30 protein-coding genes are annotated in these 24,721 nt (G+C 59.2%); 11 read left to right on the top strand and 19 right to left on the bottom strand.

Features of this window, described 5'->3' with window-relative positions:
* Positions 1-519: a DUF1993 domain-containing protein gene (locus OQ460_RS12515; RefSeq protein WP_410017803.1), complete on the top strand. Its 519-nt coding sequence runs from the start codon at positions 1-3 to the stop codon at positions 517-519.
* Positions 520-573: 54 nt separating this feature from the next.
* Here the strand turns inward: OQ460_RS12515 and OQ460_RS12510 are convergent, their stop codons facing one another.
* On the bottom strand, positions 574-747 hold the full coding sequence (locus OQ460_RS12510; RefSeq protein WP_410021992.1) for a hypothetical protein: 174 nt from the start codon (positions 745-747) through the stop codon (positions 574-576).
* 14 nt (positions 748-761) lie between these two features.
* Positions 762-1,097, bottom strand: coding sequence for a hypothetical protein (locus tag OQ460_RS12505; protein ID WP_410022101.1), 336 nt, complete (start codon positions 1,095-1,097; stop codon positions 762-764).
* A 121-nt stretch (positions 1,098-1,218) separates the two neighbouring features.
* Here OQ460_RS12505 and OQ460_RS12500 point away from each other — a divergent pair, with 121 nt between their 5' ends.
* The 4 genes from OQ460_RS12500 (at position 1,219) to OQ460_RS12485 (ending at position 3,641) form a co-directional block, all read left to right on the top strand.
* Positions 1,219-1,410 (top strand): DUF2188 domain-containing protein, encoded by a 192-nt coding sequence (locus OQ460_RS12500; RefSeq protein WP_410017802.1) that lies wholly within the window; start codon positions 1,219-1,221, stop codon positions 1,408-1,410.
* Between the two features lie 217 nt (positions 1,411-1,627).
* Positions 1,628-2,263 carry a LysE family translocator gene (locus tag OQ460_RS12495; RefSeq protein ID WP_410017801.1) on the top strand — a complete coding sequence of 212 codons (636 nt, stop codon included), beginning with the start codon at positions 1,628-1,630 and terminating at the stop codon, positions 2,261-2,263.
* A gap of 70 nt (positions 2,264-2,333) precedes the next feature.
* Positions 2,334-2,804, top strand: coding sequence for a GFA family protein (locus tag OQ460_RS12490; RefSeq protein ID WP_410017800.1), 471 nt, complete (start codon positions 2,334-2,336; stop codon positions 2,802-2,804).
* Positions 2,805-2,891: 87 nt separating this feature from the next.
* Positions 2,892-3,641 (top strand): tellurite resistance TerB family protein, encoded by a 750-nt coding sequence (locus OQ460_RS12485; RefSeq protein ID WP_410017799.1) that lies wholly within the window; start codon positions 2,892-2,894, stop codon positions 3,639-3,641.
* 9 nt (positions 3,642-3,650) lie between these two features.
* Here OQ460_RS12485 and OQ460_RS12480 read toward each other — a convergent pair whose 3' ends face one another.
* From OQ460_RS12480 to OQ460_RS12460, 5 genes are all read right to left on the bottom strand, one after another.
* Positions 3,651-4,457, bottom strand: a complete 807-nt coding sequence (locus OQ460_RS12480) for a hypothetical protein (protein ID WP_410017798.1) — start codon at positions 4,455-4,457, stop codon at positions 3,651-3,653.
* A gap of 26 nt (positions 4,458-4,483) precedes the next feature.
* Positions 4,484-4,831, bottom strand: a complete 348-nt coding sequence (locus tag OQ460_RS12475) for a DUF2493 domain-containing protein (protein ID WP_410017797.1) — start codon at positions 4,829-4,831, stop codon at positions 4,484-4,486.
* A gap of 61 nt (positions 4,832-4,892) precedes the next feature.
* Positions 4,893-7,607, bottom strand: coding sequence for a magnesium-translocating P-type ATPase (gene mgtA, locus OQ460_RS12470; protein ID WP_410017796.1), 2,715 nt, complete (start codon positions 7,605-7,607; stop codon positions 4,893-4,895).
* A gap of 277 nt (positions 7,608-7,884) precedes the next feature.
* Positions 7,885-8,136 carry a hypothetical protein gene (locus tag OQ460_RS12465; RefSeq protein WP_410017795.1) on the bottom strand — a complete coding sequence of 84 codons (252 nt, stop codon included), beginning with the start codon at positions 8,134-8,136 and terminating at the stop codon, positions 7,885-7,887.
* A 306-nt stretch (positions 8,137-8,442) separates the two neighbouring features.
* A complete protein-coding gene (locus OQ460_RS12460; protein ID WP_410017794.1) occupies positions 8,443-9,054 on the bottom strand; it encodes a LysE family transporter in 612 nt (203 codons plus the stop codon).
* Positions 9,055-9,266: 212 nt separating this feature from the next.
* On the opposite strand from OQ460_RS12460, the gene OQ460_RS12455 reads away from it, so the two are divergent.
* From OQ460_RS12455 to OQ460_RS12440, 4 genes are all read left to right on the top strand, one after another.
* Positions 9,267-9,482 carry a hypothetical protein gene (locus OQ460_RS12455; RefSeq protein WP_410017793.1) on the top strand — a complete coding sequence of 72 codons (216 nt, stop codon included), beginning with the start codon at positions 9,267-9,269 and terminating at the stop codon, positions 9,480-9,482.
* Between the two features lie 79 nt (positions 9,483-9,561).
* A complete protein-coding gene (locus OQ460_RS12450) occupies positions 9,562-10,257 on the top strand; it encodes an AzlC family ABC transporter permease (protein ID WP_410021991.1) in 696 nt (231 codons plus the stop codon).
* Positions 10,254-10,565: an AzlD domain-containing protein gene (locus tag OQ460_RS12445; protein ID WP_410017792.1), complete on the top strand. Its 312-nt coding sequence runs from the start codon at positions 10,254-10,256 to the stop codon at positions 10,563-10,565. Before OQ460_RS12450 ends, OQ460_RS12445 begins: the two co-directional genes overlap by 4 nt.
* A 108-nt stretch (positions 10,566-10,673) precedes the next feature.
* Positions 10,674-11,027, top strand: coding sequence for a hypothetical protein (locus tag OQ460_RS12440; RefSeq protein WP_410017791.1), 354 nt, complete (start codon positions 10,674-10,676; stop codon positions 11,025-11,027).
* Between the two features lie 135 nt (positions 11,028-11,162).
* Here OQ460_RS12440 and OQ460_RS12435 read toward each other — a convergent pair whose 3' ends face one another.
* A complete protein-coding gene (locus tag OQ460_RS12435) occupies positions 11,163-11,867 on the bottom strand; it encodes a YoaK family protein (RefSeq protein ID WP_410017790.1) in 705 nt (234 codons plus the stop codon).
* 155 nt (positions 11,868-12,022) lie between these two features.
* A complete protein-coding gene (locus OQ460_RS12430) occupies positions 12,023-12,943 on the bottom strand; it encodes a LysR family transcriptional regulator (RefSeq protein ID WP_410017789.1) in 921 nt (306 codons plus the stop codon).
* A gap of 113 nt (positions 12,944-13,056) precedes the next feature.
* Here OQ460_RS12430 and argC point away from each other — a divergent pair, with 113 nt between their 5' ends.
* Entirely contained in the window at positions 13,057-13,995 is a 939-nt protein-coding gene (gene argC / locus OQ460_RS12425; protein ID WP_410017788.1) for an N-acetyl-gamma-glutamyl-phosphate reductase, read from the top strand.
* On the opposite strand, the gene OQ460_RS12420 is transcribed toward argC, so the two are convergent.
* A complete protein-coding gene (locus OQ460_RS12420; protein WP_410017787.1) occupies positions 13,976-14,767 on the bottom strand; it encodes a nucleotidyltransferase domain-containing protein in 792 nt (263 codons plus the stop codon). The genes argC and OQ460_RS12420 overlap by 20 nt on opposite strands.
* A gap of 15 nt (positions 14,768-14,782) precedes the next feature.
* The gene (locus tag OQ460_RS12415) at positions 14,783-15,268 is read right to left on the bottom strand and encodes an AAA family ATPase (protein ID WP_410017786.1); all 486 of its coding nucleotides are present in this window, start codon (positions 15,266-15,268) and stop codon (positions 14,783-14,785) included.
* Between the two features lie 217 nt (positions 15,269-15,485).
* Here OQ460_RS12415 and OQ460_RS12410 point away from each other — a divergent pair, with 217 nt between their 5' ends.
* Entirely contained in the window at positions 15,486-15,932 is a 447-nt protein-coding gene (locus OQ460_RS12410; protein ID WP_410021990.1) for a GNAT family N-acetyltransferase, read from the top strand.
* Positions 15,933-16,162: 230 nt separating this feature from the next.
* Here the strand turns inward: OQ460_RS12410 and OQ460_RS12405 are convergent, their stop codons facing one another.
* The 8 genes from OQ460_RS12405 to alkB all read right to left on the bottom strand — a co-directional run bounded on the left by OQ460_RS12405 (position 16,163) and on the right by alkB (position 24,688).
* Positions 16,163-17,797 (bottom strand): ABC-F family ATP-binding cassette domain-containing protein, encoded by a 1,635-nt coding sequence (locus tag OQ460_RS12405; protein ID WP_410017785.1) that lies wholly within the window; start codon positions 17,795-17,797, stop codon positions 16,163-16,165.
* Positions 17,798-17,942: 145 nt separating this feature from the next.
* Positions 17,943-18,971, bottom strand: a complete 1,029-nt coding sequence (locus tag OQ460_RS12400) for a DNA topoisomerase IB (protein ID WP_410017784.1) — start codon at positions 18,969-18,971, stop codon at positions 17,943-17,945.
* Between the two features lie 84 nt (positions 18,972-19,055).
* Positions 19,056-20,135 carry a molybdenum ABC transporter ATP-binding protein gene (modC, locus tag OQ460_RS12395; RefSeq protein ID WP_410017783.1) on the bottom strand — a complete coding sequence of 360 codons (1,080 nt, stop codon included), beginning with the start codon at positions 20,133-20,135 and terminating at the stop codon, positions 19,056-19,058.
* A 5-nt stretch (positions 20,136-20,140) separates the two neighbouring features.
* The gene (modB, locus tag OQ460_RS12390; protein WP_410017782.1) at positions 20,141-20,821 is read right to left on the bottom strand and encodes a molybdate ABC transporter permease subunit; all 681 of its coding nucleotides are present in this window, start codon (positions 20,819-20,821) and stop codon (positions 20,141-20,143) included.
* Entirely contained in the window at positions 20,822-21,598 is a 777-nt protein-coding gene (modA, locus tag OQ460_RS12385; RefSeq protein WP_410017781.1) for a molybdate ABC transporter substrate-binding protein, read from the bottom strand.
* 109 nt (positions 21,599-21,707) lie between these two features.
* Entirely contained in the window at positions 21,708-22,772 is a 1,065-nt protein-coding gene (locus OQ460_RS12380; RefSeq protein WP_410017780.1) for an NAD(P)H-dependent flavin oxidoreductase, read from the bottom strand.
* 72 nt (positions 22,773-22,844) lie between these two features.
* Positions 22,845-23,945: a bifunctional DNA-binding transcriptional regulator/O6-methylguanine-DNA methyltransferase Ada gene (ada, locus tag OQ460_RS12375; protein ID WP_410017779.1), complete on the bottom strand. Its 1,101-nt coding sequence runs from the start codon at positions 23,943-23,945 to the stop codon at positions 22,845-22,847.
* Between the two features lie 77 nt (positions 23,946-24,022).
* Positions 24,023-24,688, bottom strand: coding sequence for a DNA oxidative demethylase AlkB (gene alkB / locus OQ460_RS12370; protein WP_410021989.1), 666 nt, complete (start codon positions 24,686-24,688; stop codon positions 24,023-24,025).
* Positions 24,689-24,721: the final 33 nt, after the last annotated feature.

The following is a 24,721-nucleotide window of genomic DNA, read 5'->3' as shown; positions in this document are numbered from 1 at the left end:
ATGTCGGTCTACTCGATTACCCTGCCGTGTTTTGCCCAGATGCTGCGATCCTTGTCTGCACTTTTAGCCAAGGGTCAAACATGTGCCTCTGAGCGGGGCTACGATCCGCAGGTTCTGCTTGAAGCACGGCTTGCGCCGGATATGCACAACCTCGCCAGGCAAGTGCAGTACGCCTGCACTCAAGCGCAAGAGGCGGTTCAGCGGCTTACACAACAGCCGTTGGCATCACTGGCGACACCCACAAGTTTGCCTGCCGCCCAGGCGTTGATCGAGCAGACACTGACGGTGCTTGCTGCGGTGGGCCAGGCCCAAGTAGATGAAGGGGCGGAGCGCCAAATCATCATTGAGCTACCGGATGGCTTGACGTTCGAGATGACCGGAAATGAATACGCGGTGAATTGGGCTATCCCGCAGTTCTACTTCCACCTGGTCACGGCCTACAACATCCTGAGGCATAACGGCGTGCCGCTCGGTAAAGCCGATTATGTACAGCACATGTTTGCTTACCTGCGACAATAACTATGTTTGCCTATGCCCGATGCTGCTGTCGCAAACTGCTGCGCCGCTTTGTGATCAGTCCCGAAACGAATATCGCGCCATGACTACCATCTGGATTTCTGCAATGTCGGTGCGAAAAGGTAGTTCTGCCAAGGATTGAAAGCCATTTGCTGTGTAGAAACGCTGGGCGCCGATATTGGTCTTGAGCACTTCCAGCCAAAGAATCGACTCGTTGCGGTTCTGTGCCAGTTGATCAACGGCCGTCAGAAGTTGCTGCCCATAGCCTTTGCCCGCTGAGACTTGAGGAAGTAGATTTTTTGTAGTTCCGCGCCGACTTTTTTGCTGCCAGGCAGCGGCTTGGCCCAGTTTACTTTGGCAAACCCTACCGGGCGGGCGTCTTCGTCGTGCGCCAGCAACCAACAATGTTGCTCGGGCAGCTCCAGGGTTTTTTGCAGGGGGTGTATGCCGAAGTCTTTGTCCAGAAACGCCTGCATGCCCAATGGGCTCCAAATCGTGGCGAAATGCTCTGAATAGGTTTTGATGCCGATATCGTGCAATGCGCGAAGGTCATCGAGGCTGGCTTTTCTGATGGTGATCATTTTTGCTCCAGGTAGACGCTATGCCCCTATAACCTATTTGCGTGCGACGCTCGGTAGGCTCCGATTCCCTGCCCGGGTGTATGGTAACTCCTGGACTATCTCTGGAATAAGAGAGGTGACTATGAGTATTCCCATGTTGAACAAGATGCACCTCAATGGCTACGCCATCGTACGGGTCAATAGCGGTCCGTGGAGGGTGTGTACGCGCGACGATCGGCTGGCGTCGTTTGGCTCCCGTGAGCAGGCATTGGCCTATGCTGCGGCGTTGCCAGGGTACAAGGCTCACCCGACGGCGATTGCAAACGACAATTGAGCGTTGGCAACTGTCGAGTTTCAGCGACGCTGCAATGCAGGTGGATGGGGCTGTTCCCATCTGCCTGTAGCGTCCGGACGCGCTGGGTGCCGGGTATATCGATACCGATGCTTTTTTTGCCGTTCGAGCCGGTCCGGGACTAGGCGGCACTGGACGTTTTAGTGGATCATTCGCCACTCGTTGGCTGCGACCGAACCGCATTTGCCAGGAAGCCCTGATGTCTCTCGCTACGTTATTTGTATTTGTCATGATGAGCGCTGCAATTATTGCGATTCCGGGGCCGACAGTGTTGTTGGCATTGCAGAATGGAACGCGTCACGGATTACGGGCGGCGGCATGGGGCATGGGCGGCGCGGTGCTTGCCGATGCGCTGCTGGTCACTGCGGTGGCGTGCGGTCTGGGTCTGTTGCTCGCGGCCAGTGAGGGTTTGTTCCAGGTGCTGAAATGGTTTGGCTCGGCGTACCTGGTCTGGGTGGGCTGGCAGATGTTGCGTGCGCCGCAAGCGACGTTGCCAAGGGTTGGCGGGGGGAATGACCTGGGCCCTCGTTCGGCGAACATTTTCACCCGCAGCTTTCTGGTAGCGATCTCCAACCCCAAGGCCTTGCTGTTCATGTCGGCGTTCCTGCCGCAGTTTGTCGACAGCACTCAACCCCAACTGCCGCAATACGCGTGCCTGTTGCTGGCGCTGTGTGTATTGAATGTGGCGACCATGATGTTCTATGCCGTATGCGGGGCGCGCTTGTTGAGTCGTTTACGGCCGGCACACTTGCAGCATTTCAATCAAGGTGCAGGCGCCCTGTTAATCACGATGGGAGTGCTGCTGGCCGCCTACCGCCGTGCCCCGGCGTCTTGAAGTGGACGAATGACTCGTCGCAGCCCAGAAACCATGCGGCGTATAAACAAATCATGAAAAGGAATGAGTGATGAGCGTTGAAGTAGTTTGCCGGGAGGGTGGTTGCCGGTGTAATCGAGTTCGGTTCACCGTCAGTATGAAGCCGATTATCACCATGGCCTGTCATTGCACGGGCTGCCAGAAAATGTCCTCCAGCGCCTTCTCCCTCAGCGCGCTTGTACCTCAGGCAGGTTTTACCATCAATCAGGGCGAACCCGTGATCGGTGGGCTCCACGGTGCTGCGCGCCATTATTTCTGTGGGTACTGCATGAGTTGGCTATTTACACGCCCTCAAGGCATTGATGATCTGATCAACCTGCGGGCAACGATGCTGGACGACGCCAGTGACTATGTTCCATTCATGGAAACCTGGACCAGCGAGAAGTTGCCATGGGCATCCATACCGGCAATCCACAGCTTTGCGCAGCTGCCCGAATCTGAAGAATTCTTGCACCTGCTACAGGCTTACGCCGAGTTTGCGGCAGCGGCTGCCAATCGGTAAGTCGACGCCAGCCGCGCGATCTTGGCGTAATAGGCATGAGCGGCTATTGTTCTTGGTCTGGAGTACAGCCCAAAGGAGGGCGTCACCATGAACACCAGCGATTTACTGGAACAGTTGTTGCGAGCCGGTCAGGCCTCGATGTCACAACAGGGTGGATCGGCAGCACCCCAAGGCGGGGCAGGCGGGCTCGGTGGATTGGGTGGTTTGCTGGGCGGCTTGCTCCGTGGCGGCGGTTCTGGCGCTCCGGCATCGGGCGGTGGCGGACTTGGGGATTTGCTGGGTGGGCTGGGCGGGCTAGGCGGGATGCTCGGGGGTACAGCGGCAGGTGGCTCGACTCAAGGACGTGCCGGTGGTACCAACTATGCGGCCCTGGCGTCACTGGGCATGATGGCTTTCCAAGCGTATCAAGCCTGGCAGCGGCAACAGGCATCGGCGCCACAACAGGCGTTGCAGACGGTTGACCAACTATCCGGCGCGGCCGTCGAGGAGCACAGCCATGCAGTGTTGCGGGCATTTATCGCGGCGGCCAAGGCTGATGGACGGATTGATGAGCAGGAAACGCAAGTGATCAACGCCGAGATTAAGCGCCACACCGACGATCCGGACTTGCAGCAATGGCTGGACGCCGAAGTCGCCAAGCCATTGAGTGCAGCAGATTTTGCCGAGTACTCCCACGACCCGGCGATGGCCGCGGAGGTTTACCTGGCCAGCGTCATGCTGGTGGATGATCAGCAGGACGCTGAACGCAGTTATCTGGATGAACTGGCGGGCAAGCTGAAGATTGACCCCGAGCTGCAATTGCACCTTGAGCAACAGGCCAAAGGTGAGGCTGCCTGAGGTGGTGGCTTAAAACCGCAGCGTAGCCCCGGTCGTCATCCACTGGTTACGCTCTCCAACCAGGCTGCGCCCGATCAGCAGATCGACATCCAGGCGTTTGCCGACATGCAGTCGCGGCCCGGCCTGCCAGGCCTGGTCGCCACGCTGTTGACCGTAACGCTCAGCAACCAATGTCAATTGATCTGCCGCGTTGTATTCAAGCCCGGTGCCCCAGGTCAGGCGGTGGCTTTGTTCGCCGTCGTCATAGGCGTGGGCCCATCCGGCATTGAGGTTCAATCGCAGTGCGTCCAGAGGTTGCCAGGTTAGCGGGAGGTTCAAGTCCGCACCTTCGAAGGCATGCCGACGATTCACTGCAACATGCGCGGCGCCGGCCACGGCGATTTCGATACCTGCATCCTGCCAGGACCATAATGAGGCCTTGAACTGTGGGCTGACCTGAGTCTCGGCCCTATCGTCATCGAGGGCAGCCCCCCACTGCACCGTCGGTAATGTTTTGGACGTACAAGCGCTAGACAGCGTGGTGTGGTGCGTGGATGAGCCATGCCGATTGCGGGTGTACCAGGCGTCAACGTTGCATTCACCGGGGGCATTGAGCGCTCCATCGTCAACCACATACGGACCGCCGGCCGCAAAGGCCCGGGACAGCAGGCTGAGCAACAGGGCGCTGCCCAGGGTCGTGCCGATAAAGATCAAGTTCCGACGTAGCGCCCGTTGCCGTGAGGTCGGCAGGGACTTGAAGAGGGTGTTGGCTGTGTGCTTTTGCCGCTTGCGGTATTTGGCAAAGCCATCCGGGCGCAGCGTGGTGTATTTGTGCATGGGCTCATGCTCCAGAAAAAGATCAATCAATTGTCGATGGTCAGCACATGAATGCCACAGGCCTTAGCCTGGCTGACCAGTTCAGAGGTGTCCTCGCCGCCAGGCAGGGCGAGGATCACATCGGGGTGACTGTCGGCCAGCATGAACCGGTTGCGATGGCGCTCAGCATGCTTGCCGTGCCGCTGCCAGTTGGGTGGATAACGCACAACGTCCACTGCGGCTTCCCGGGCCCAGTCCTCCACGTCGCTGCCCAGGAACTGGTTGCCACCGTGGATCAGCACCTGCACCGGGTGCAGGCGGTGCCAGGCGTCCAGCACCCGGCGAGCCATCTTGGTATCGGCGTAATGACGACCTGCACAGATCAAGACGCGCATGGTGAGGTTTCCTTGTCTTGCCCAGGCACGGGTCATCGGATGATGGCCCGCGCCTGGTGGCTCAGTACCACTGCTTGAAGCGGCGGATGTAGAGGGTCTTCATCAGTTGTGCGACGCAGCAGTAGCTGATCAGAGTGCCGACCAGCCAAGGGAAGTACGCCAGAGGCAGCGGTTGCAGGCCCACCAGGGTGCCCAGGGGCGAGAAGGGCACGTAGATCCCCAGCACGATGACGATGCAGGTCATCATGAGTACCGGCCAGGCGGCAGTGCTCTGGAAGAATGGGATCTTGCGGGTGCGCAGCATATGCACCACCAGGGTCTGCGAAAGCAGCCCTTCGATGAACCAGCCGGACTGGAACAAGGTCTGCATTTCCACGCTGTTGGCCGAAAACACGTACCACATCAGTGCAAAGGTGGTGATGTCGAAGATCGACGAGGTCGGCCCGATCCAGATCATGAACCGCCCGATGTTCTTTGCATCCCATTTACGTGGCTTGGCCAGGTATTCCTTGTCCATCTTGTCCCAGGGCAAGGCCAACTGAGAGATGTCGTACATCAGGTTTTGCAGCAGCAGATGGATCGCCAGCATCGGCATGAACGGAATAAACGCACTGGCCACCAATACTGAGAACACGTTGCCGAAGTTGGAACTGGCGGTCATATTCAGGTACTTCATGATATTGCCGAAGGTTTCGCGTCCCTTGAGCACGCCTTCCTCCAGCACCATCAGGCTCTTTTCCAGCAGGATGATATCGGCCGATTCCTTGGCTATATCGGTGCCACTGTCCACTGAAATACCGACGTCGGCGTCGCGCAATGCCGGCGCATCGTTAATGCCATCACCCAGAAAGCCGACAGTATGCCCATTGGCCTGCAGCGCCTTGAGCACCCGGGACTTTTGCAGTGGGGTCAATTTGGCGAAGACTGTGCGTTCCTCGACCTGCCGCTTGAGGGTGGCATCGTCCATGGCTTCGATGTCCACACCCAATAGTGGCTCGCCGGGCTCCAGGCCGACCTGGCGGCAAATCGTGCGGGTGACCACGGCGTTGTCACCGGTGAGTACTTTGATAGCGACGCCGATTTCTTGCAGGGCGGCAATGGCAGGGCCGGCTGTTTCCTTCGGCGGATCGAGGAAGGTCAGCAAGCCCTGGATCACCAGGTTGCGCTCATCAGAGGCGGTGTATTGCTGGCGGGCCAGGGCCTTGGGAATGTTGCGTGTGGCAACCAGCAGTACCCGCATGCCGTCTTCGTTGTAGTCGTTGGCGATCGCCAGTAGTTGCTGGCGACGTTGCGCATCCAGCGAGACGGCGATTTTACCCTCCATGACATGGGTGCAAATGTTCAACATTTCCTCGACGGCACCTTTGCACACCAGCAAGTGATCGTCGTGGCTGTCCTTGAGCACAATTGACAGGCGTCGGCGCACGAAGTCGAAAGGCAACTCATCGACCTTGCTGTAGGCAAACGGCGCCTGGAAGTCGGGATTGTGCCGGGAGAACTCCAACACAGCCTGATCCATCAGGTTCTTCATGCCGCTCTGATGGTGGCTGTTGAGCCAGGCCAGGGACAGCACCGTGTCGTCCCGCTGACCTGAGGCATTGACGTGGTGGGCGAGGATGATTTTGTCCTGGGTCAGGGTGCCGGTCTTGTCGGTGCACAGCACGTCCATCGAGCCGAAGTTCTGGATCGCATTGAGTCGCTTGACCACTACCTTGCGCTTGGCCATGGCTGTGGCGCCTTTGGCCAGATTGGCGCTGACGATCATTGGCAGCATTTCCGGGGTCAGCCCAACAGCCACCGCCAGTGCAAACAGGAACGCATCGCTCCAGTCGCCTTTGGAGAAACCATTGAGGAAGAACACAATGGGCACCATCACCAACATGAAGCGAATCAGCAGCCAACTGACGCTGTTTACCCCACGGTCGAACGCAGTCTGCACCCGGGAGCCGACAATCGCCTTGGCCAGCGAGCCAAAATAGGTACGTGGCCCGGTAGCGACCACCACTGCCCGAGCCCGGCCACTGACGACGTTGGTGCCCATGAAGCAAATGTTCGGCAGCTCCAGCAGGTTGCCCTGGTCTGGCGCCTTGAAGGTCGCGGACTTTTGCGTGACATCGCCCAGGGTGTCGTACTTTTCCACGGGCAAGGCTTCCCCGGTCAGCACTGCCTGGCTGATGAACAGATCGCGCGACTCCATCAGGCGAATGTCGGCAGGGATCATGTCGCCGGCCGACAATTGCACGATATCGCCTGCCACCAGATCGCGCATCGGCACTTCACGCAACGTAGGTTGCGCGCCGACTTGTGTACGCCGCAGTACCGTTGCGGTGGTGCGAACCATGGCCTTCAAGGCTTCGGCGGATTTTGCCGAGCGATGTTCCTGCCAGAAGCGCAACAGGCTGCTCAGGAGAACCATGGTCATGATGATAATGACCTTGGTCAGTTCGGTTTCCTCGCCTGCACGCAGCGGCAGCCAGTAATCGGTGACGAAACTGATGGTGCCCAGAGTAAGCAGCACGTAGATGAACGGGTTGTTCAGGGCCTGGAGAAACTGCACGACGGCATGGGGTGGCTTGTCGTGGGCCACCTCGTTGTAGCCCTCGCGTTGCAGGCGGGCACTGGCGTCCAGTTCGGTCAGGCCTTCCTTGGTGGCCCTGACATTGGCGAGCGTGGCAGTGAGGCCATTGTGTGCTTCGCGGGCGGCTCGCATCGACAGTTTGGCGTCAGCCGCGGTGCGGTTTTTGTCAGGCAGCCGGGTGGTTTTTACTGCGCTCATTGTATGTGCTCCTGTCGCTTTTTTTCGACAAAACATACCTGTTACTTGCCTGGTGACAGGCGAGCGAAAGCATGCCGAGTCGCTGGTTCTGCGATCGGTTTGAATAAATTTTAATAACTTTTTATGGATGGGTTATTTAACAGGCGCGCAGCGAACTAGTACTGGATTAGTTCATAAGGAACACCAGTTAAATAATTAACCAATCATCAAGAAGTTGCGGTTTCCAGTCGGCTTGCGCCGCACGAGCGCTCAGGCAGCGGCTCAGCATCACACGCGTTCAGGCGAGCAGGCTGGAAACGTTTCGACTCTGAGGGTCTTGAGGGTCGGCGTGATCCCACTGCTGGACCAGATGGCCAGTATTGGGACACAGGCGCCAGTAGGCGTGGAGATGCACCAGGCTGATACGCGGGGAGGGGAAAATCAAGGCGGTGCGCGGTTGGGCAACACCCGGGAACTCACGACGCAGCCTGGCCTGCAGGGCCGTGGCCAGCCCATGCAGATCGGGTAAAACAAAGGTTTTGAACTTCATAACACACCTCCGGACCGGACTGGCGCCGGCGAAGGCAGTTACGTTGGAGCATCAAGCTCTAGCGCAGCTTACCCGGCCTGAAAGGCGAGTCCCGTCATTACTCTGGGTTTGGTGTCCGACTCGCGCATTCACGGTGAGCGGACAGCGACTAGATACTGTGTCCATTGGCTTCTTTTGTGAGATTTAAAAAGGCCTGATTTGCAGGCACGGGCAATCTACTCAAGCGTGCAGAAGTTGTCAATGTTTAACAACTTGATTGAGTGTTGGTTCAGAGTCTGTTCAGGTAAGCGAATCCCTTATATATATTCACACACTGCGTGCGGCCAAGAACGCCAGATAGATCAGTACCACACCACAAGATCCATAACTGAGACGCTGCCAAGTTGCCGATGCGTTTTTTCTCAATACATTTACCAAGGCCGCAGTCAGGAAGCACGACAGGACCGAAGCCAACATGAAACCGGCAAAGAACATCAGCGTCTGGCCGTGGCTCGGCGTGGCGCCGACAATGCCTGACAGCGCGCTGCCAAGGGCGCCCCAATAGACAATGTTTTTCGGGTTGGCCAACGAGATGGCTGCTCCGACCACCAGAGCATTGCGCCCGCTGCCCGCGGGAGCGTCGTCGGATTGCGGCAGGCGCCAGGCGTCCAGCAGGCTGCGTATCCCGAGCCAGGCCAGATACAGCGCGCAAACAGCGGTCAGCGGGACTCTTATCGCGTCGTGTTGAATCAGTAGTGCCATGCCGGTCAGGCCTATCACTGCCCACGTTGCATCACCTACCAATGAGCCGAACTGCACCAACAGTGCCGGGGTAAAGCCGTGCAACAGGCCGCGGCGCAGGGTCTCCGCCAGCACGGCGCCGGGGGACAGGCAAAACACAAAACCAAACACCAGGGCGGAAAAAAAGATCGTCAACATCGTCAAAACCTTTCAAGGGATGGCGGTAAGCCTGAGGCTTGGGAGGGCCGGTGTCTTGAGCAGTGCACGGAGCTGGTGGCGTGGTCGCGCTGGATCCAGCCGCTGCGATTGATCTGCGTCAAGGTTCCTGCGGTTGAGGCCAAGTGATTGAAATTAAAATGAAACATAGCTGTCGTAAATTGCTCGCTCTTGGTGAATAAGGAAGTACCCGCGTGACCCGTGCCACTCGAAACCTGCGCAAGACCCTCGACGCCGTTGCGGATAATAACGAAACCGCAGCCTTTGATCTGATGCGCGCGGTGGAAAAACTGGCTGATGAGGTATTGCGCCAGCGTTTGCTCAATACCATTCACCGCCTTAACCAAGACGCCCACGAACTGCGTGAAGCCCGCGACGCAGTGGAGCGGGTGTCGGTCAAACTGGCTTGAGCAACGTGCAATATCGTTCAAGACAACCCTTATTGGCGCTGGCATGCTTGTCGACTGTCTGTCGACGAGCCTGCTGTCTATGTCCGCCACCTTGCCTCATTACGCTTTCGCACGCGGTGCGATTGCAATTATTCCGCTGTCGTTAGCCTGTGGCCCATGGGGGCTGTTGGCCGGCTCCCTGGCGATTGACGCGCAATTTACTCCGCTGGAGAGTCAGGGCCTGTCGGCCATTGTGTTTGCCGGTGCCGCGCAGTTGGTAGCCATCGGGATGGTCAAGAGCGGCGCGAGCCTGATCGCTATTTTGCTGACGACCTTGCTGCTGACGTCTCAACATTTGCTCTATGGCATGCATCTGCGCCCGACGTTGTCGCCGCTCCCGGCGCGATGGCGCATGAGCCTTGGCTTTCTGTTGACTGACGAGTTCTTCGCGCTGGTCAGTCAGTACGACCGCCAGACCTTCAATCGCTGGTACGCCCTTGGGGTTGGCCTGACCTTCTACCTGATCTGGAATCTGTTTACCTTGGCCGGCATCGTGCTTGGCAAGAGCATTCCAAACCTGGACCAGTTGGGCCTGGAGTTTTCCATCGCTGCGACTTTTATCGCCTTGATCACGCCGGTGGTACGTGACGTGCCGAGCGTGGTCTGTGTCGCGGTTGCATTGCTGTTCTCGGTACTGCTCAGTTACTGGCACTGGGAGTCGGCGGTGGTGGTGTCGGGCCTGTTGGGGATGAGCGCAGGGTATGCCTGCAAACGGCTGGGGGTAGGGCAACCATGATTTTCGTGATGATTTTCGGCATGGGCCTGGCTGTGTTCTTCAACCGCTACCTATTCCTTGAGCCGCGCCTGCCGGTACGCCTCAATCGTGGCGCACGGGAGTTTCTTGGCTTCGCGGTGCCTGGCATGTTGACCGCCATTTGTGGCCCGATCATTTTCCTTTCCGAGCACAAGCTCAACTTGAGCCTGGGCAATCCATATCTGTTGGCCGGGGTAAGCGCAGTGGCGTTGATGTACTGGACCCGCAGTGTGCTGGTCACGGTGCTACTGAGCATGAGCCTGTTTTACCTGTTTCGCTGGGTGTTGTGATCGGTTATGGCGCGACTGGGTTGTGCCACTAAATGACTTTTTCCGGCGTGCCGCCTGTTGCGTTAAAACCAGTGGTACAGTCGCGGTTTTTCCCAAGGAAGCGATGGCATGCGGAAGGTGGTAATAGGCGCGTTGGTACTGGCGGCGTTGGGTGGCTGTGCCGGCTCGAAGATGAAAGAGGCGCGCGCTGGCGCACCCTATAAGACCCTGGCGTCAGATAAAGCGCCGCTGGTGGTCGCCCAGTGCATCCAGTTCGGCTGGCAAGACGAAGCGGTATTCGGCGTCGATGCCGGCGGTTTCATGGAGCCCGCGCAGGGCGGTGGCCACACGGTCTACACCACGGGCGGTGACTACTTCGTCGACGTGCGCAGCGCGGGTGCCGCGACTACGGTCAGCTACTACGCCATCGTGGACAACTGGGCTGCCAAACGCCGCCTGGCGGCACTGGCGACCTGTCTTTAAGACGCTACCTTAGATTTATTCAGAAATGCCCGGCGGACACACTGCCGGCGCTGTCTTACTATGCTCGTGCTTGCCTGGCATTGGCTCTTTACCAGTACACGGATGTCGAGGCGTAATGTCGGGCAAGCACCCTTTTCATCGCGGCATGTAACCCAGGTGCCAGCGCCGGGGGATCTTCAGCGACACCAGCCCCAGCAGTGCCGACAGCAGGCCGCTGACCAACAGCGCACGAATGCCCATTTGCTGCTCCAGCAAGGCACCGATCACTGCGCCGACAAACATCCCGGCCCAGGGAATCAGTTGTACGCGCCAGCCGTTACGGCGCTCCCCCAGTACCCAGCGCCCCAGCCCTCGCCCGAAGCGCGACAACGCGCCGGTCACGTAGGTGAGCCCAACGGGCAGGCCATTCACTTCTTCGACTGCCGCATTGAGCATGCCCATGGCGATGATCGCCGCCAGCAGCGCTGGCAACAGATCGTCCCACGGCCATGCGGCCGCGCCGCACAACAGCATGGCGATGCACAGCAACAGCGGTAGTGCATGTCGCTTGCTGGCGCGGCTGATGATCACCCCCAGGGCATTGCCGAGGATAAACGTGCCGACCAGCAGCGTCAGGCGTGCGCTCAGGCCGAGGTCGCCGTCACTGATGGCGACCGCCAGGCGCGTGGTGTTGCCGCTCATGAACGAGACAAAGTCACCGCTGGCCATAAACCCGATGGCATCGGTCATGCCTGCGAGTACCGACAGGCAGGCCACCAGCATCAGCCCGACACGGCCGCGCCATTTGTGACGTTGCAGCAGGGCTGCATTGGCCGCACGTTTGGGGGAGGAGGGCAGCATAGGGTCGGGCATCCTTGATGACGGCGGCAGCTAATGAAAATACAACAGGGTGGGCCTGTTAAGGAACGCAAATCCTATCGCCCAGCAAAACCTGTGTTGGCGTGGTCGAGCTCCCACCTTTGAGCAACGGGTCAGCATTAAGCAGGGTGGCTGCTTTATCCCAAGGCAGGCTGGTGCTGGTCATCGCCCTGACTCAGATGGCTCAACTCCCACAGTACGTCCAATACATGCTGTGTCGCTCGTTCGACATGTTCCTCACGATGGGCGATTCCCAGGTGGCGCCACAGTTCAGGTCGCAGTGGCCGCATGACGATTCTGCTGTCGGGCAAGGGCGTAGAGGCTTCATGGGGCAAAAGTGTCGCGCCGTAACCGGCAGCTACCAGGCTTTTGATTGCATCGTTGTAATTAAGCTGGATACGCGCAATCGGCTGTTCCCCTTCGCTGGCGAACCATTGTGAGGTCAGTCGCGAAAGTCGGGTGCTGCTGTCGTTGAGAATCAATGGCTGTGTGGCGAGCCAGCCGGGTGTAATGAACTCCGGGCAATCCCGGCGAGCCGGCAGAAAGGCCATGACCGGGTCCCGCCGCCACGGTTTAATCCGCAATCCCTTCATGGGCTGTTGCGGTAGCGCCACCAGCCCAATATCCAATGTGCCGTCGACGAGCTTTTTCAGGGTTTGCTGTGAGGTGAGCACCGAAACTTGCACGTCGATCGTGGGGTGGTATTGGCTCAATGTGTCCAGGGCTCGGGGCATCAACTGTGCAATCGCTCCCGTCGACGCCCCCAATCTCACACGCCCTGCCAGCCCCAGTACTTGACGCTGCACGTCGTCCAGCGCCTCTTGCGCATCGGCCAACAGCTGGCGTGCCCGCTCCACCAGCGTTTCGCCAATCGCTGAAGGCTGAACTCGCCCACGGGTACGCGATAGCAACAGGGCGCCGACACGAGCCTCCAGATCGGCGATATGTAAGCTGACCGTCGGCGGCGCCAGGTTGAGCAAGCTGGCGGCCTTGGCAAACGAGCCCAGGTCGGCGACGGCTACCAAGGTGCGCAAGCGGTCTAGGCTGATTTCCCGCATGAGTAACTCCTGATTCAGAAAAACTGAATGAAACAGTCCTGAAATTAAACTTTAACTATTGTACGGCTATGGGGAAGATCGCGGTTATTCAATCTTGCTGACGAGAACTTTGCATGACCACTCCCCTGATATTCATCGACGGCGACCAAGGCACTACCGGCCTGCAAATCCACCAGCGCCTGAGAGGTCGCCATGATCTGCAATTGGTCACACTCGCCGAGGAATACCGCAAAGATCCCCAGCGCCGCGCCGAAGCGATCAACGCCTGTGACATCGCCGTACTCTGTTTGCCTGACGACGCCGCTCGCGACGCGGTCGCCAGCATCCGAAACCCAGCAGTACGAGTGATCGATGCCAGTTCGGCGCACCGTACTCATCCGGACTGGACCTACGGTTTTGCGCAAATGAGCTCACGCCAGGCACAACGCATCGCAACGGCGCGGCGGGTGAGCAATCCTGGCTGTTATCCGACGGGCGCTGTTGGACTGCTGCGTCCGTTGCTGGAGGGCGGTTTGCTACCCAGGGATTACCCGGTCAGCATTCATGCAGTATCAGGCTATTCCGGCGGTGGGCGTGTTGCGGTCGAAAAGCACGAGGGTGAAGGGGCTTCCCAAGCGTGCGCATTTCAGATTTATGGATTGGGACTGATGCACAAGCATGTTCCGGAGATTCAACTGCATAGCGGCCTGACGCAGCGGCCTATGTTTGTCCCAGCCTACGGCGCGTTTCGCCAGGGCATCGTCCTGAGTGTACCGCTGGAACTACGCTTGCTGGCGCCCGGCACGGATGCGGCGCAGATACTGGCTTGCCTGGAACAGCACTACGCCGAGGCCGATCATGTTCAGGTCATGTCGGTGGCCGATGCAAGGGAGCTGGCGTACCTCGACCCACAATCGCTCAACGGGACGGACGATATGCGGCTGATGATGTTCGAAAATGCCGGCCAGGTTCTATTGGCCGCAGTGTTTGACAATCTGGGCAAGGGGGCTGCCGGCGCAGCCGTGCAGAACCTGGATTTGATGCTTGCAGGCGTCACTCGCTGCTCTGCTTAGCCAATTGCTCGGCCATCCAGTTCGAAAAGCTCCGTAGGTGAGTGACAAACTCTTTGCCCTGTATTTCATGACCGTTGGCGTGAGCCAGGAAGAACACCATCTGCGAACCTTTTGCCGGGAATTGCACGAGGAACAGCTCAATATGTTCTTCCAGCGTCCACGGCCACGCCAATGCGTGTTCCGGACGCAGGACCTGGGTCGAGCGGATCAGCTTACGCGATGCCTCCCGCTTCAGCCGCAGTTGCTGGGTCGGTGTTTCAGCTTGCTCAATGAGCGTCGCGTAGGCTGCCAGCTTGAGCTGGAAGTCACCGTTCACGGCCACGGCAATTTCGCGCGACGGCCAAAATCGCCCAAAGTGTCGGGCCAGGTCGTTGCCCCACAAATTGCGACAGTGATGTTTGAGCCAGTAGCCCCAGCTGTATAGATTTTCAGGGGCCAACACTTGCGATCGGCTGCCGACATCGAAGTCGATCTTGGAGACTGTCTTGTGTCGAGCCTGCAATTGCTGGCGAACAGTTTCAAGTGTCTGTGTTTCAAGCCCAGAGGGTGGATCGCGAAATACGAGAGTAAGGTCCAGATCGCAAACACCGGGCCGGGCCTCGCCCCGGGCAATGCTCCCGTACAGATAAACTCCGTCCAGAGTCGGCTGCACAAGCGCGAGCGTGGTGCATACATCGGCCAGCAGCACCTCAAACTCGGGCTGGAGGCTGGTCTCGGGCAGGGTGAGGATAAAACCGTCTTCATCAACACCCATGACAGGCAAACGGGTCATGAGGCCTTCCGGGGCTTAAGGGCGATGAACCATGATGACAAGCTCTTCATCCGGATGAGGAACGCAAAAGTGGCTGGTAATCAGGTCAAACTCGGCATCGGTTGCTGCAAAGTCGTGGTCGCCTTGCTGGTTGCGTGCGTGAAGCCGGGCACGGCAAGTGTCGTCACTCACCTCAAGCAAGTGCAGGCAATGCGCCGTGCGCGCGCTCAAGGCCAAGCCACGCAACCACGCGCGATCGGCAATGGTGTTGGCGGGAAAATCCAGCACTACGCAGACGCCAGACTCAAGCAGGTTGATCACCAACGGCCCCACCACACCACGAATTTTCTGTGCACACTGCAGGTAATCCGCTATCGAACGGATCTCTCCAGGGTAGAGCCGGGAGAGCCAGTGGTCTTCACTCAGCACAATCGCGGCGTGCTCAACCGCGAGGGTTTTGGCCAGTGTAGATTTGCCGGATGCGATCTTGCCGCACATCAGGTGCAGCGTGGACGTTGGCATAAGTGACAAGCTCCTTGTGTCGGCCCTGGATCATGAACGACGCAGACTGAAGGTGCAAAGACTGGACAATTGCGATCAGTTAGCCTTTTAGTTGGCGTGGTCGCCACCTTGAGGGCTTGCGCAGTTTTATTGCTCACAGAAACCAGGCGCTTACATAATTTGTAGCGTACACACGAAAATCCACGGCGCGCCGAAACACTCAAAATCAGGGACGATGATGCAACAAGTCAAGATTCAACAGATAACGGACCTGCCCCCACAGATCCTGGCCCTGGAAAAGGAGGCGGTTGGTGGCGGCTTCAGGTTTCTCACTCGCTTGATTGCCGAGTGGCACTCTGGAGCAAACCGCTTCGATGCACCCGGCGAGTGCCTCATGGCCGCGTATGTGAACCAGCAACTGGTCGCTATCGGAGGTCTTTCAATTGATCCATATGCTCAGACCAATACGGCAAGGCTGCGGCGGGTGTACGTTGCTGCTTCGTCAAGGAGGCAACACATCGGTCAGATGCTGGTAAATGCGCTGGTTGTACAGGCCGCTCTTCGCTTTGAGAACGTGCGTCTTAGCACCGATACATCCGAAGGAGATGCGTTTTACCTGCGCTGTGGCTTTACGCGAACAGAGGATGCCCAGGCCACCCATAATATGTTGCTGGCGGATATCTGACTCAGGCCGGGATCGGCCAGGCACCTGTCTTGAATCCCGGTTCTGGGTCGTATAACGACGGTCTCGACCGGCAATCCGAGTCAGAAGTAGCTCTTGAGACGAGCACCGGTCTTGTTCCAGCTCACTGATGACAGGGACCAGTCTGCGCGGTCAGAGTCGTGCAACAGTGGGAAAAACTGAGGCAATCCTGCGGCTGGGTGAGTTCGACGCTTGCCTGCCGCGCCTGACTCTCAACATATCGTCAGGCGCCAGCCATCCGCTTGCCAGCTCAGAACATGAGTGGGGTTGAGTGCTGCAAGAAATGCGGCGTCGTGGGATACCGCAATCATGGCACCGGTAAACCCTTGCAAGGCGTGTTCAAACGCAGTGATCGACTCCAGGTCCAAATGGTTTGTGGGCTCATCCAGCAGCAGTAATTGCGCCGGGGTTTCGCGCCACAGGGCGACGGCCATGGCTGCTTTCAGCCTTTCACCACCGCTGAGGTTGCCCACCGGTTGGGTGACGCGCCGCGCATCCAGTTGCAACAGCGCCAGCCGCGTGCGCAACTCGGCTTCGGCCAGTGGTGTGTTCAGCAGGTCGAGCTGTTCGACAATGGAATATCGATCGTCCAGCAGCGTCAGGTGTTGATCGATATAGGCGCAGGGGACGTGGACCGTGGATTCGCCGCTGATGGGTTGCCATTGGCCGGCAAGCACCTTGAGCAGGGTCGATTTGCCGCAACCGTTCGGCCCGTTTACTGCCATGCGCATCGGGCCGGTGAGGTTGAGGTTCAGGAAGGTGGCCGGTGCGCGCGGATCAAGCCAGGGAAGCTGGACGTCGATCAAGGACAGCACTTGCCGCCCGGCGGGTAGAGGAGGGCCGGGCAACGCCAGCAGAATGGGCGCATCCTCCACGACGCGTTCGTGGGCTGCTCGCACCCGTTCGTTCAATTGCTGCTTGTGTTGCAGGTGAGCGCTGCGCACGTTGCTGACGATTTCATTTGCGCTGCCCTTCCAACGTGCCTGGGTGAAGGCATCGACATTCGCGGTTTCTGCGTGTTTGCGTGCACGTGCTGCGTGGCGCTGGAGGTTGTCATGGTCTTTTTGCAGGCGCTGGCGTTCGCGACGACGCTCCAGGCGGGCGTGCTCCAGCACCGCGTGGGCCGCGTTTTGCTCGGCATCACGCTGGCGGCGGTAGTCGTCATAGTTGCCGCCGTAGACATGGGCGCCCAAGGATGACAGTTCGATGATCCGGCCCATTGTGTTGAGCAGTCGCCGGTCGTGGCTGACCACGATCAAGCCGCCGCGCCAATGCGCCAGTGCCGTCAGCAGCCAGTCGCGGCCCGCGCTGTCGAGGTGGTTGGTGGGTTCGTCGAGAATCATTAATTGCGGTTGCGCCAGCAGGGCGCCGATCAAGGCGATCCTGGCCAGTTGCCCACCGCTGAGCTGTTCGGCGGGCTGGTCGAACTCGATATCCGATAAACCGGCAGCGTCCAGTGCCTTGCGCAAGCGTTCGGCCAGGTCCCAGCGATCATCGATCAACTCCAGGTCATCGGGCTGAGCCTGCCCAGTCGCCAAGCGCTGCAGAGCGGCGAGGACCGTGGCGCAACCCATTAATTGCGCCACGGTTTGACGAGGCTTGGGGTCGATGATCTGGGGAACGTAGGCAATGTTGGCTGCGGATTTGATCGTGCCGCCGGAAGGTGTGAGTACACCGGCAATCAAACGCGCGAGCACACTTTTACCCATGCCGTTGCGCCCGACAATCGCGGTAGGTGTGTGATCGAAAGAGACGGTGAGGTCCTCCAGCAAAGTTTCGCCATTGGCAAACTGGAAACTCACGTGATGCAGGGAAACAAGTACGGGCAGCCGGTTGACGTCAGTCATCAGCACCTCCAGAACAATGTGGTACAAGCCAACAAGCACGCCGGGCGGCTCGTTGCGTTTACATGTTGGAAGGCTTAGTGATTCACGTCTGCGGTCATCCTGGGGGGCAGAAAGGATTGGCAGGGTAGCGCAACTGGCGGTTTTCCTACAAGCTCGCAGCCAGTCGTTCAAGAAACATTGCCAACCCTACCTCCTCGGTTTTCAAACCTTGGCGCGCTCGGGGTTTGGGCAGTTTCGCCAGCTCACCGAGGGTGAAGTGCTCGAGCACGGCCGGATGGATATAGCATTTGCGGCACACCGACGGCGTATTGCCCAACTGCCGGGCAACGTCCTTGACCATCTGGACCATGTGTTTTTTTGCGTCGGATTCCGGCTGCCAGGCCAATGCCCGCAGTACCGCCAACGCCTGGGCACTGCCGGCCCAGGTGCGGTAGTCCTTGGCGGTAAAGTCGGCGCCGGTAAGGCTGTGCAGGTAGGTGTTGACGTCGGTGGAACTGATCGTGCGCCGCTCGCCGTTCTCGTCCAGGTACTGGAATAGGTTCTGTCCCGGCAGTTCCAGGCAGCGCTTGAGGACATTGGCCAGTCGCCGGTCCTTGACGCTGACCTGATGCTCAATGCCGCTCTTGCCACGAAACTGGAACAGGATTTCACTGCCGTTGATGTCTACATGCCGGGTGCGCAGGGTGGTCAGCCCATAAGAGCGGTTGTCGCGCGCGTACTGGCTGTTGCCGACCCGAATCAGCGTAGCATCGAGCAGCAATATGACGGTTGCCAGGACCTTTTCCCGGCTCATGCCGCGTGTGGCGATCTGTGCTTGCAGCTGTTTGCGCAGTTTTGGCAATGCGTTGCCGAATGCCTGCAGGCGCGAATATTTGTCGCTGTCACGCACCTCTCGCCAGCGAGGATGATAACGGTACTGCTTGCGGCCTCGTGCATCGCGTCCGGTGGCTTGCAGATGGCCTTGCGGGTCGGCGCAGATCCAGACATCGGTGTAGGCCGGTGGGATGGCCAGGGCGTTGATGCGCTGGATTTCAGCGGCGTCGGTGACGCGCTGGCCGTTGGAGTTGAAATACTGGAATTTGCCCCGCGTTTTTTTACGGTGCAGGCCAGGTTGGGTGTCGTCGACGTAATGCAGGTCACGGGGCAGATCGGCGGGCAACGCAGCGTCGGGCATGGCACAAAATCCTGGGTGGCCAATCAGGCGGGTATGACTGATTGACCGTAACGGCGTGCGGGGGTGCCAATAAATTACGACCGATCAGGCCAGTACTGCCACCGCCTTGATCTGCGCCCATAACGCCTGTCCGGGATGCAACTGCAATTGATCCCGGGAGTAACGGGTAATGCGCGCCAGCAGCGGGGTGCCCGCAGCGTCGAGACGCACCAGCACATGGGCACTGTTATCGGCGGGTATCTCGTCGGTCACGGTGACGGGCAAGCGGTTGAGGATGCTGCTGTGCTCCTCGGGTTGCAGGCTGAGGCTGACATCCCGTGCCTGGACCTTGAAACGCAATTGTTTACCCAGGCCCAAGGGGCCGTGGGCCACGCGCATCTGTAGCGGGCTGTCGGGCAATTGCAGGGTAAGCAACTGGTAGTGGGAGTCGTGGGCGCTGACTGTACCGTTGATCACCACACCGGCCTCATCGCCCAGAGCCAGGGGCAAGTCAAGCCGGGCCAGGGTTGCGCCGATGGGGCCGCTGGCCAGGGCTTTGCCCTCGCCGAGCAAGACAATGTGATCGGCCAGGCGCGCCACTTCATCCTGAGCATGGCTGACGTAGAGCAGCGGAATCTGCAGTTGGTCGTGCAAGCGCTCCAGATACGGCAGGATTTCGCCTTTGCGTTTGCTGTCCAGCGCGGCCAGGGGCTCGTCCATCAACAGCAATTGCGGGCTGGTGAGCAAGGCACGGGCGATACCGACGCGCTGGCGCTCGCCACCGGACAAATGTTCGGGACGACGCTCCAGCAGGTGGCCGATGCCTAATAGTCCAGTGGCCTGCGCCATGTCGACCTGCCGTAACTTGCGGGGGATGCGCTTGAGCCCAAACTCCAGGTTGGCCTGTACCGACAAATGGGGAAACAGGCTGGCCTCTTGAAATACATAGCCAATGGCGCGTTTGTGTGGCGGCACAAACACATTATTGTGGCTGTCTTGCCAGACTTGATCGTTGATCTGCACGAAGCCGCTATCGGCCCGTTCCAATCCGGCGATGCAGCGCAGGCAAGTGGTCTTGCCAGAGCCGGAGTGCCCGTAGAAAGCCGTCACACCGCGGCCGGGCAATTGCAGGTCGACGTCCAGGGCAAACCCCGGATAGTTAAGTTGCAGGCGCAGTTCAATCATTCATCTCAACTCCAGCCGGCTCTGGTATTACGGCTGGAGTAGAGGGCCAGCAGCACCAGGAAAGAAAACACCACCATCGCCCCTGCAAGCCAATGGGCTTGCAGGTATTCCATGGCTTCGACGTGATCGTAGATCTGCACCGAGACCACCCGTGTTTTATCCGGGATATTGCCGCCGATCATCAACACTACGCCGAACTCGCCCACGGTATGTGCAAAGCCGAGAATAGACGCGGTAACAAAACCCGGACGGGCCAGGGGCAGGATCACACTGAAGAACGTGTCCCAAGGATTGGCGCGCAAAGTGGCAGCCACTTCCAGTGGCCGGGTACCTATCGCGCAGAACGCGTTCTGCAGCGGTTGCACCACGAACGGCATCGAGTAGATCACCGAACCAATCACCAATCCGGTAAAACTGAAGGTCAGTGTGCCCAGGCCCAGCCACTGGGTGAACTGGCCGAGATAGCCGTTGGGCCCCATGGTCAGCAGCAGGTAAAAGCCGATGACTGTCGGTGGCAATACCAGGGGCAAGGCGACTATCGCGCCAATCGGCCCGCGCCACCACGAGCGCGTGCGTGAAAGCCACAAGGCAATCGGTGTACCGATGATCAGCAGAATCACGGTGGTCAGCGACGCCAGTTTCAGGGTCAGCCAGATCGCGGACAAATCGGCACTGGATAGAGGCATTTACAGTTGGTAACCGTAGGATTTGATGATGGCAGCGGCCTTCGGTCCTTTGAGGTAGTCAACCAGCGCCTGGGCGGCCGGGTTGTCCTTGCCTGTGTTGAGGATCACGGCGTCCTGTTTGATTGGCTCATGCATCTGCCCGGGAACGATCCATGCCGAACCGCTGCTGACTTTGCCGTCCTTGTAGATCTGCGACAAGGCGACAAAGCCAAGTTCCGCATTGCCCGTGGACACGAACTGGTAGGCCTGGGTGATGTTCTGGCCTTCCACGATCTTGTCCTTGACCTGTTCGGTCAGCCCAAGCTTGGCCAACACCTGTGCGGCGGCGAGGCCATAGGGGGCAGTTTTCGGACTGGCAACCGACAAATGTCGAAAGGCGTTTTTTTTCAGTACCTCACCGTTGACGTCGACATAACCTGCCTTTGACGACCACAGCGCCAGGGTGCCGACGGCGTAGGTAAAGCGCGAACCCTTGATACTGGCGCCTTCGTTTTCGAGCTTTTGCGGGGTCGTATCGTCTGCGCTGAGGAATACCTCAAACGGTGCGCCGTTCTTGATCTGCGCGTAGAACTGCCCTGTAGCCCCGTAGGCTGCAACCAGTGTATGGCCGGTGTCTTTTTTGAAATCAGCGGCAATTGCCTGGATCGGCGCGGTGAAGTTGGCGGCTACCGCAACTTGGACCTCGTCGGCCTGGGCAGGGCCAAAGGAGAGCAGGGCGGCCAGGCTCGCAAAGGTGGCTGCCACACGATGGCGGCATAAAAGTGTGTGGATACCCATATCAAACAGCTCCGAGGCGTAGGCAGGAAGATAAAAGCGCTATGTATCGGAATATATAGCGCTAGGCCCTCGGCGGTACAGCACAAAGTTTCCCGGGTTATGCGTGTTTTCAGCTGTTCTTGAGTTTTTCCAGGGCTTGTTGCGCCAACGTTCGGGTCAGCTCATAGGTTGTCTGCTCCTTGCACAGGCGCAATGCCTGTCCCGACCATAAGCTGCTGAAGCCGGATGCATCCTTGGCCTTCAATGGCATCAAGGCGCCGCCGGACAGCGGGAATGCCGGAGCTTGCGCGTTGATTGGACCTAATTCACCCATGACCCGATTGATGATGCCCCGCGCCGGGCGCCCGGTGAACAGGTTGGTCAGTGCGGTCTCACTGGCCTGGGCATGGCGCAAGGCTATGCGATGCGGCGCTGTGACGCTGGCTTCTGGGGTAAACAGATAAGCCGTGCCGATCTGCACCGCCGATGCCCCGAGGGCAAATGCGGCGACGATACCGCGCGCATCACCAATGCCGCCGGCGGCGATCACCGGCACACTGACGGCATCGACAATCTGCGGCACCAGGGCCAGGGTGCCGATCTGGCTGTTGAGATCGGCTGTCAGGAACATCCCGCGATGGCCGCCGGCTTCATAGCCCATGGCGATGATCGCGTCGCAACCGTGCAGCTCCAGCCAGACAGCCTCTTCTACTGTAGTGGCGGATGACAACACCTTCGCCCCCGTAGCCTTGACGCGGTGCAGTAAGCTTTCCTCTGGCAGGCCGAAGTGAAAACTGACCACTTCAGGGCGAAACTCTTCCACCACTTCACAAGCCGCGTTGTCGAACGGTGCTCGGTTCGACACGGGTGTCGGCGCATCGAAATCGGCGCCCAGTTCACGGTAGTAGGGCTCCAACAGGTTTTTCCACTGACGATCACGCTCGGCGTCGACCGGTGGTGTCTGATGACAGAAGAAGTTGACGTTCAGCGGTCGCGTGGCGGCGTCATGCAAGACGCTCAGTGCTTCGCGCAGTTGCACGATGCTCAGGGCCGCGGCGGGCATTGAACCCAAGGCTCCGGCTCGGCTGGCGGCTATCACCATTGCGGTGCCGGTGGCGCCGGCCATGGGCGCCTGAATAATCGGCAGCTCGATGCCCAGCAGGTCAAGAATGCGAGTGTCTGGCCAGGTGCTCATGGGACGCGTCTCCAGTAGGGGGATTGCTTGCCTGCTATTTAGCAGAGGCTGAAGGCGTGCGGCCAGTGTGTTTTATTCACTGGACGAACCCGGGTTTTCATGCCGGGCATCATGCCGATGTGAACCTTCGCGCTCCAGCAACTGGCGCTTGCGTTCTACCCCCCAGCGGTATCCCGACAGTTCGCCATCGCTGCGTACCACCCGGTGACAGGGGATTGCCACCGCTAGACGGTTGGCTCCACACGCCTGGGCCACGGCGCGGAATGAGCCTGGTGCTCCGATCTGCCTGGCAATCTCTGCGTAACTGGCGGTACTGCCTGCAGGAATCTGCCGCAAGGCTTGCCAGACTCGTTCTTGAAACGCTGTACCGCGCAAATCCAGGGGCAGGTCCAGGCCCAATGCCGGGGTTTCGACAAAGCCGATGACCTGGGCGATCAGCTGTTCGAAGGCAGGGTCGGCTCCGATCAGATTGGCCTGGGGAAACTGATCCTGCAGGTCACGCAGCAATTTGTCCGGATCATCGCCCAGCAGAATCGCACACACACCGCGAGTGCTTTGTGCCACCGCGATGGCACCCAGGGAACACTGGCCGACGGCGAAACGGATGTCGCTATTGGTGCCTCCGGCTTTGTAGTCGCAAGGTTTCATCCCGAGCACCTGGTCGGCGGTTTCGTAGAAGCGGCTATTGGAATTGAAGCCGGCGCTGTATAGCGCATCCGTCACCGAGTGACTGTTCTTGAGGCGGCTACGCAGTTTGCGTGAGCGATGGGCGTTGGCGTACCCCTTGGGTGTCAAGCCGGTGACTGCCTTGAACGTGCGATGGAAGTAAAACGGGCTCAAGCCGGCGAGTGCGGCCAGCGCTTCAAGGCTGGGCACGTTCTCGGCGCGCTCGATATGCCTGCAGGAGGCCTCCACGATCTGGGCGTGGCGCTGCGCGACCTGGGTCTGATCCCCCGACGCGCGCTTGCTGGCACGGTAACCCGCCGCTTCGGCATGTTGCGGGGTGTCGAAGAACTCGACGTTTTCCGGGCGTGGTAAGCGTGAGGCGCTGCTGGGGCGGCAATAGACACCCGTGGTTTTCACGCCGTAGACGAATTGCAGATCGGCCTTGGCATCACGGGCGACGACGGCGGCCCAGCGTGGGTCTTGTTCGGTTGGATGAGGCGTTGTCATGGTCGCTTACTCTGGGGCGAATACGGCCAGATTAGCTCGGCAGTCTATTCACGGCACTCCGATGCTTGCGGTCAAATTCAGCCGGCCTTGCGAAAGGTCAGGTTGATGCGCTGCGCGCCCATTTGCGGATGCACGCCTTCCTTTATGGGCAGCACCCCATGGAAGCGCAACCGATCCACCCCGCCCCAGACCACCACGTCGCCATGGAACAGGGAGATCTTTTGCGTATTGTCATTGCGCTGGTGCCCACCGAACAGAAACACCGCCGGCAAGCCGAGGGACACCGAAACCACGGGTGATGCGTAGCTGCGTTCGTTCTTGTCCTGATGCAGGGACATTTTTGCTCCCGGCACATAACGGTTGATCAGACAGGCGTCGGGTTCGAAATGGCCGAACCCCGCTTCGGCTGCCGCAGTCACCGCCAGTTGGCGCAATACATCGGGCAGTGCGGGCCAGGGCTGCTGACTGTCAGGGTCCAGAGGGGTATAGCGATAGCCGGTGCGATCCGTGCTCCAGCCCAATTGGCCGCAACTGCTCAAGGCCGCTGACATGGTAAAGCCGCCCGGAGTGACCATTTTTCTAAAGGGCGATTGCGCCAGCACGCGTCTTAACTCAGGCAGCAGGCGCTCGACCCAGGGCAGGGCATAGCCTCTGAGGACGTAGGACTGTTCACCTATCTGTTTGTTAGACGTCAGTTGTTGCAGTGCGTCGCCGCTGAACAGATCTGCGATGGAGCCGGAAATCGGCTTGTTGAGCATCGTGAAAAATCACTCCGC

Source organism: Pseudomonas imrae (genome assembly GCF_046352735.2).
Classification (GTDB): domain Bacteria; phylum Pseudomonadota; class Gammaproteobacteria; order Pseudomonadales; family Pseudomonadaceae; genus Aquipseudomonas; species Aquipseudomonas imrae.
The sequence above is the reverse complement of the archived record's forward strand: the minus strand, read 5'-3'. Positions and strand labels throughout refer to the sequence as shown.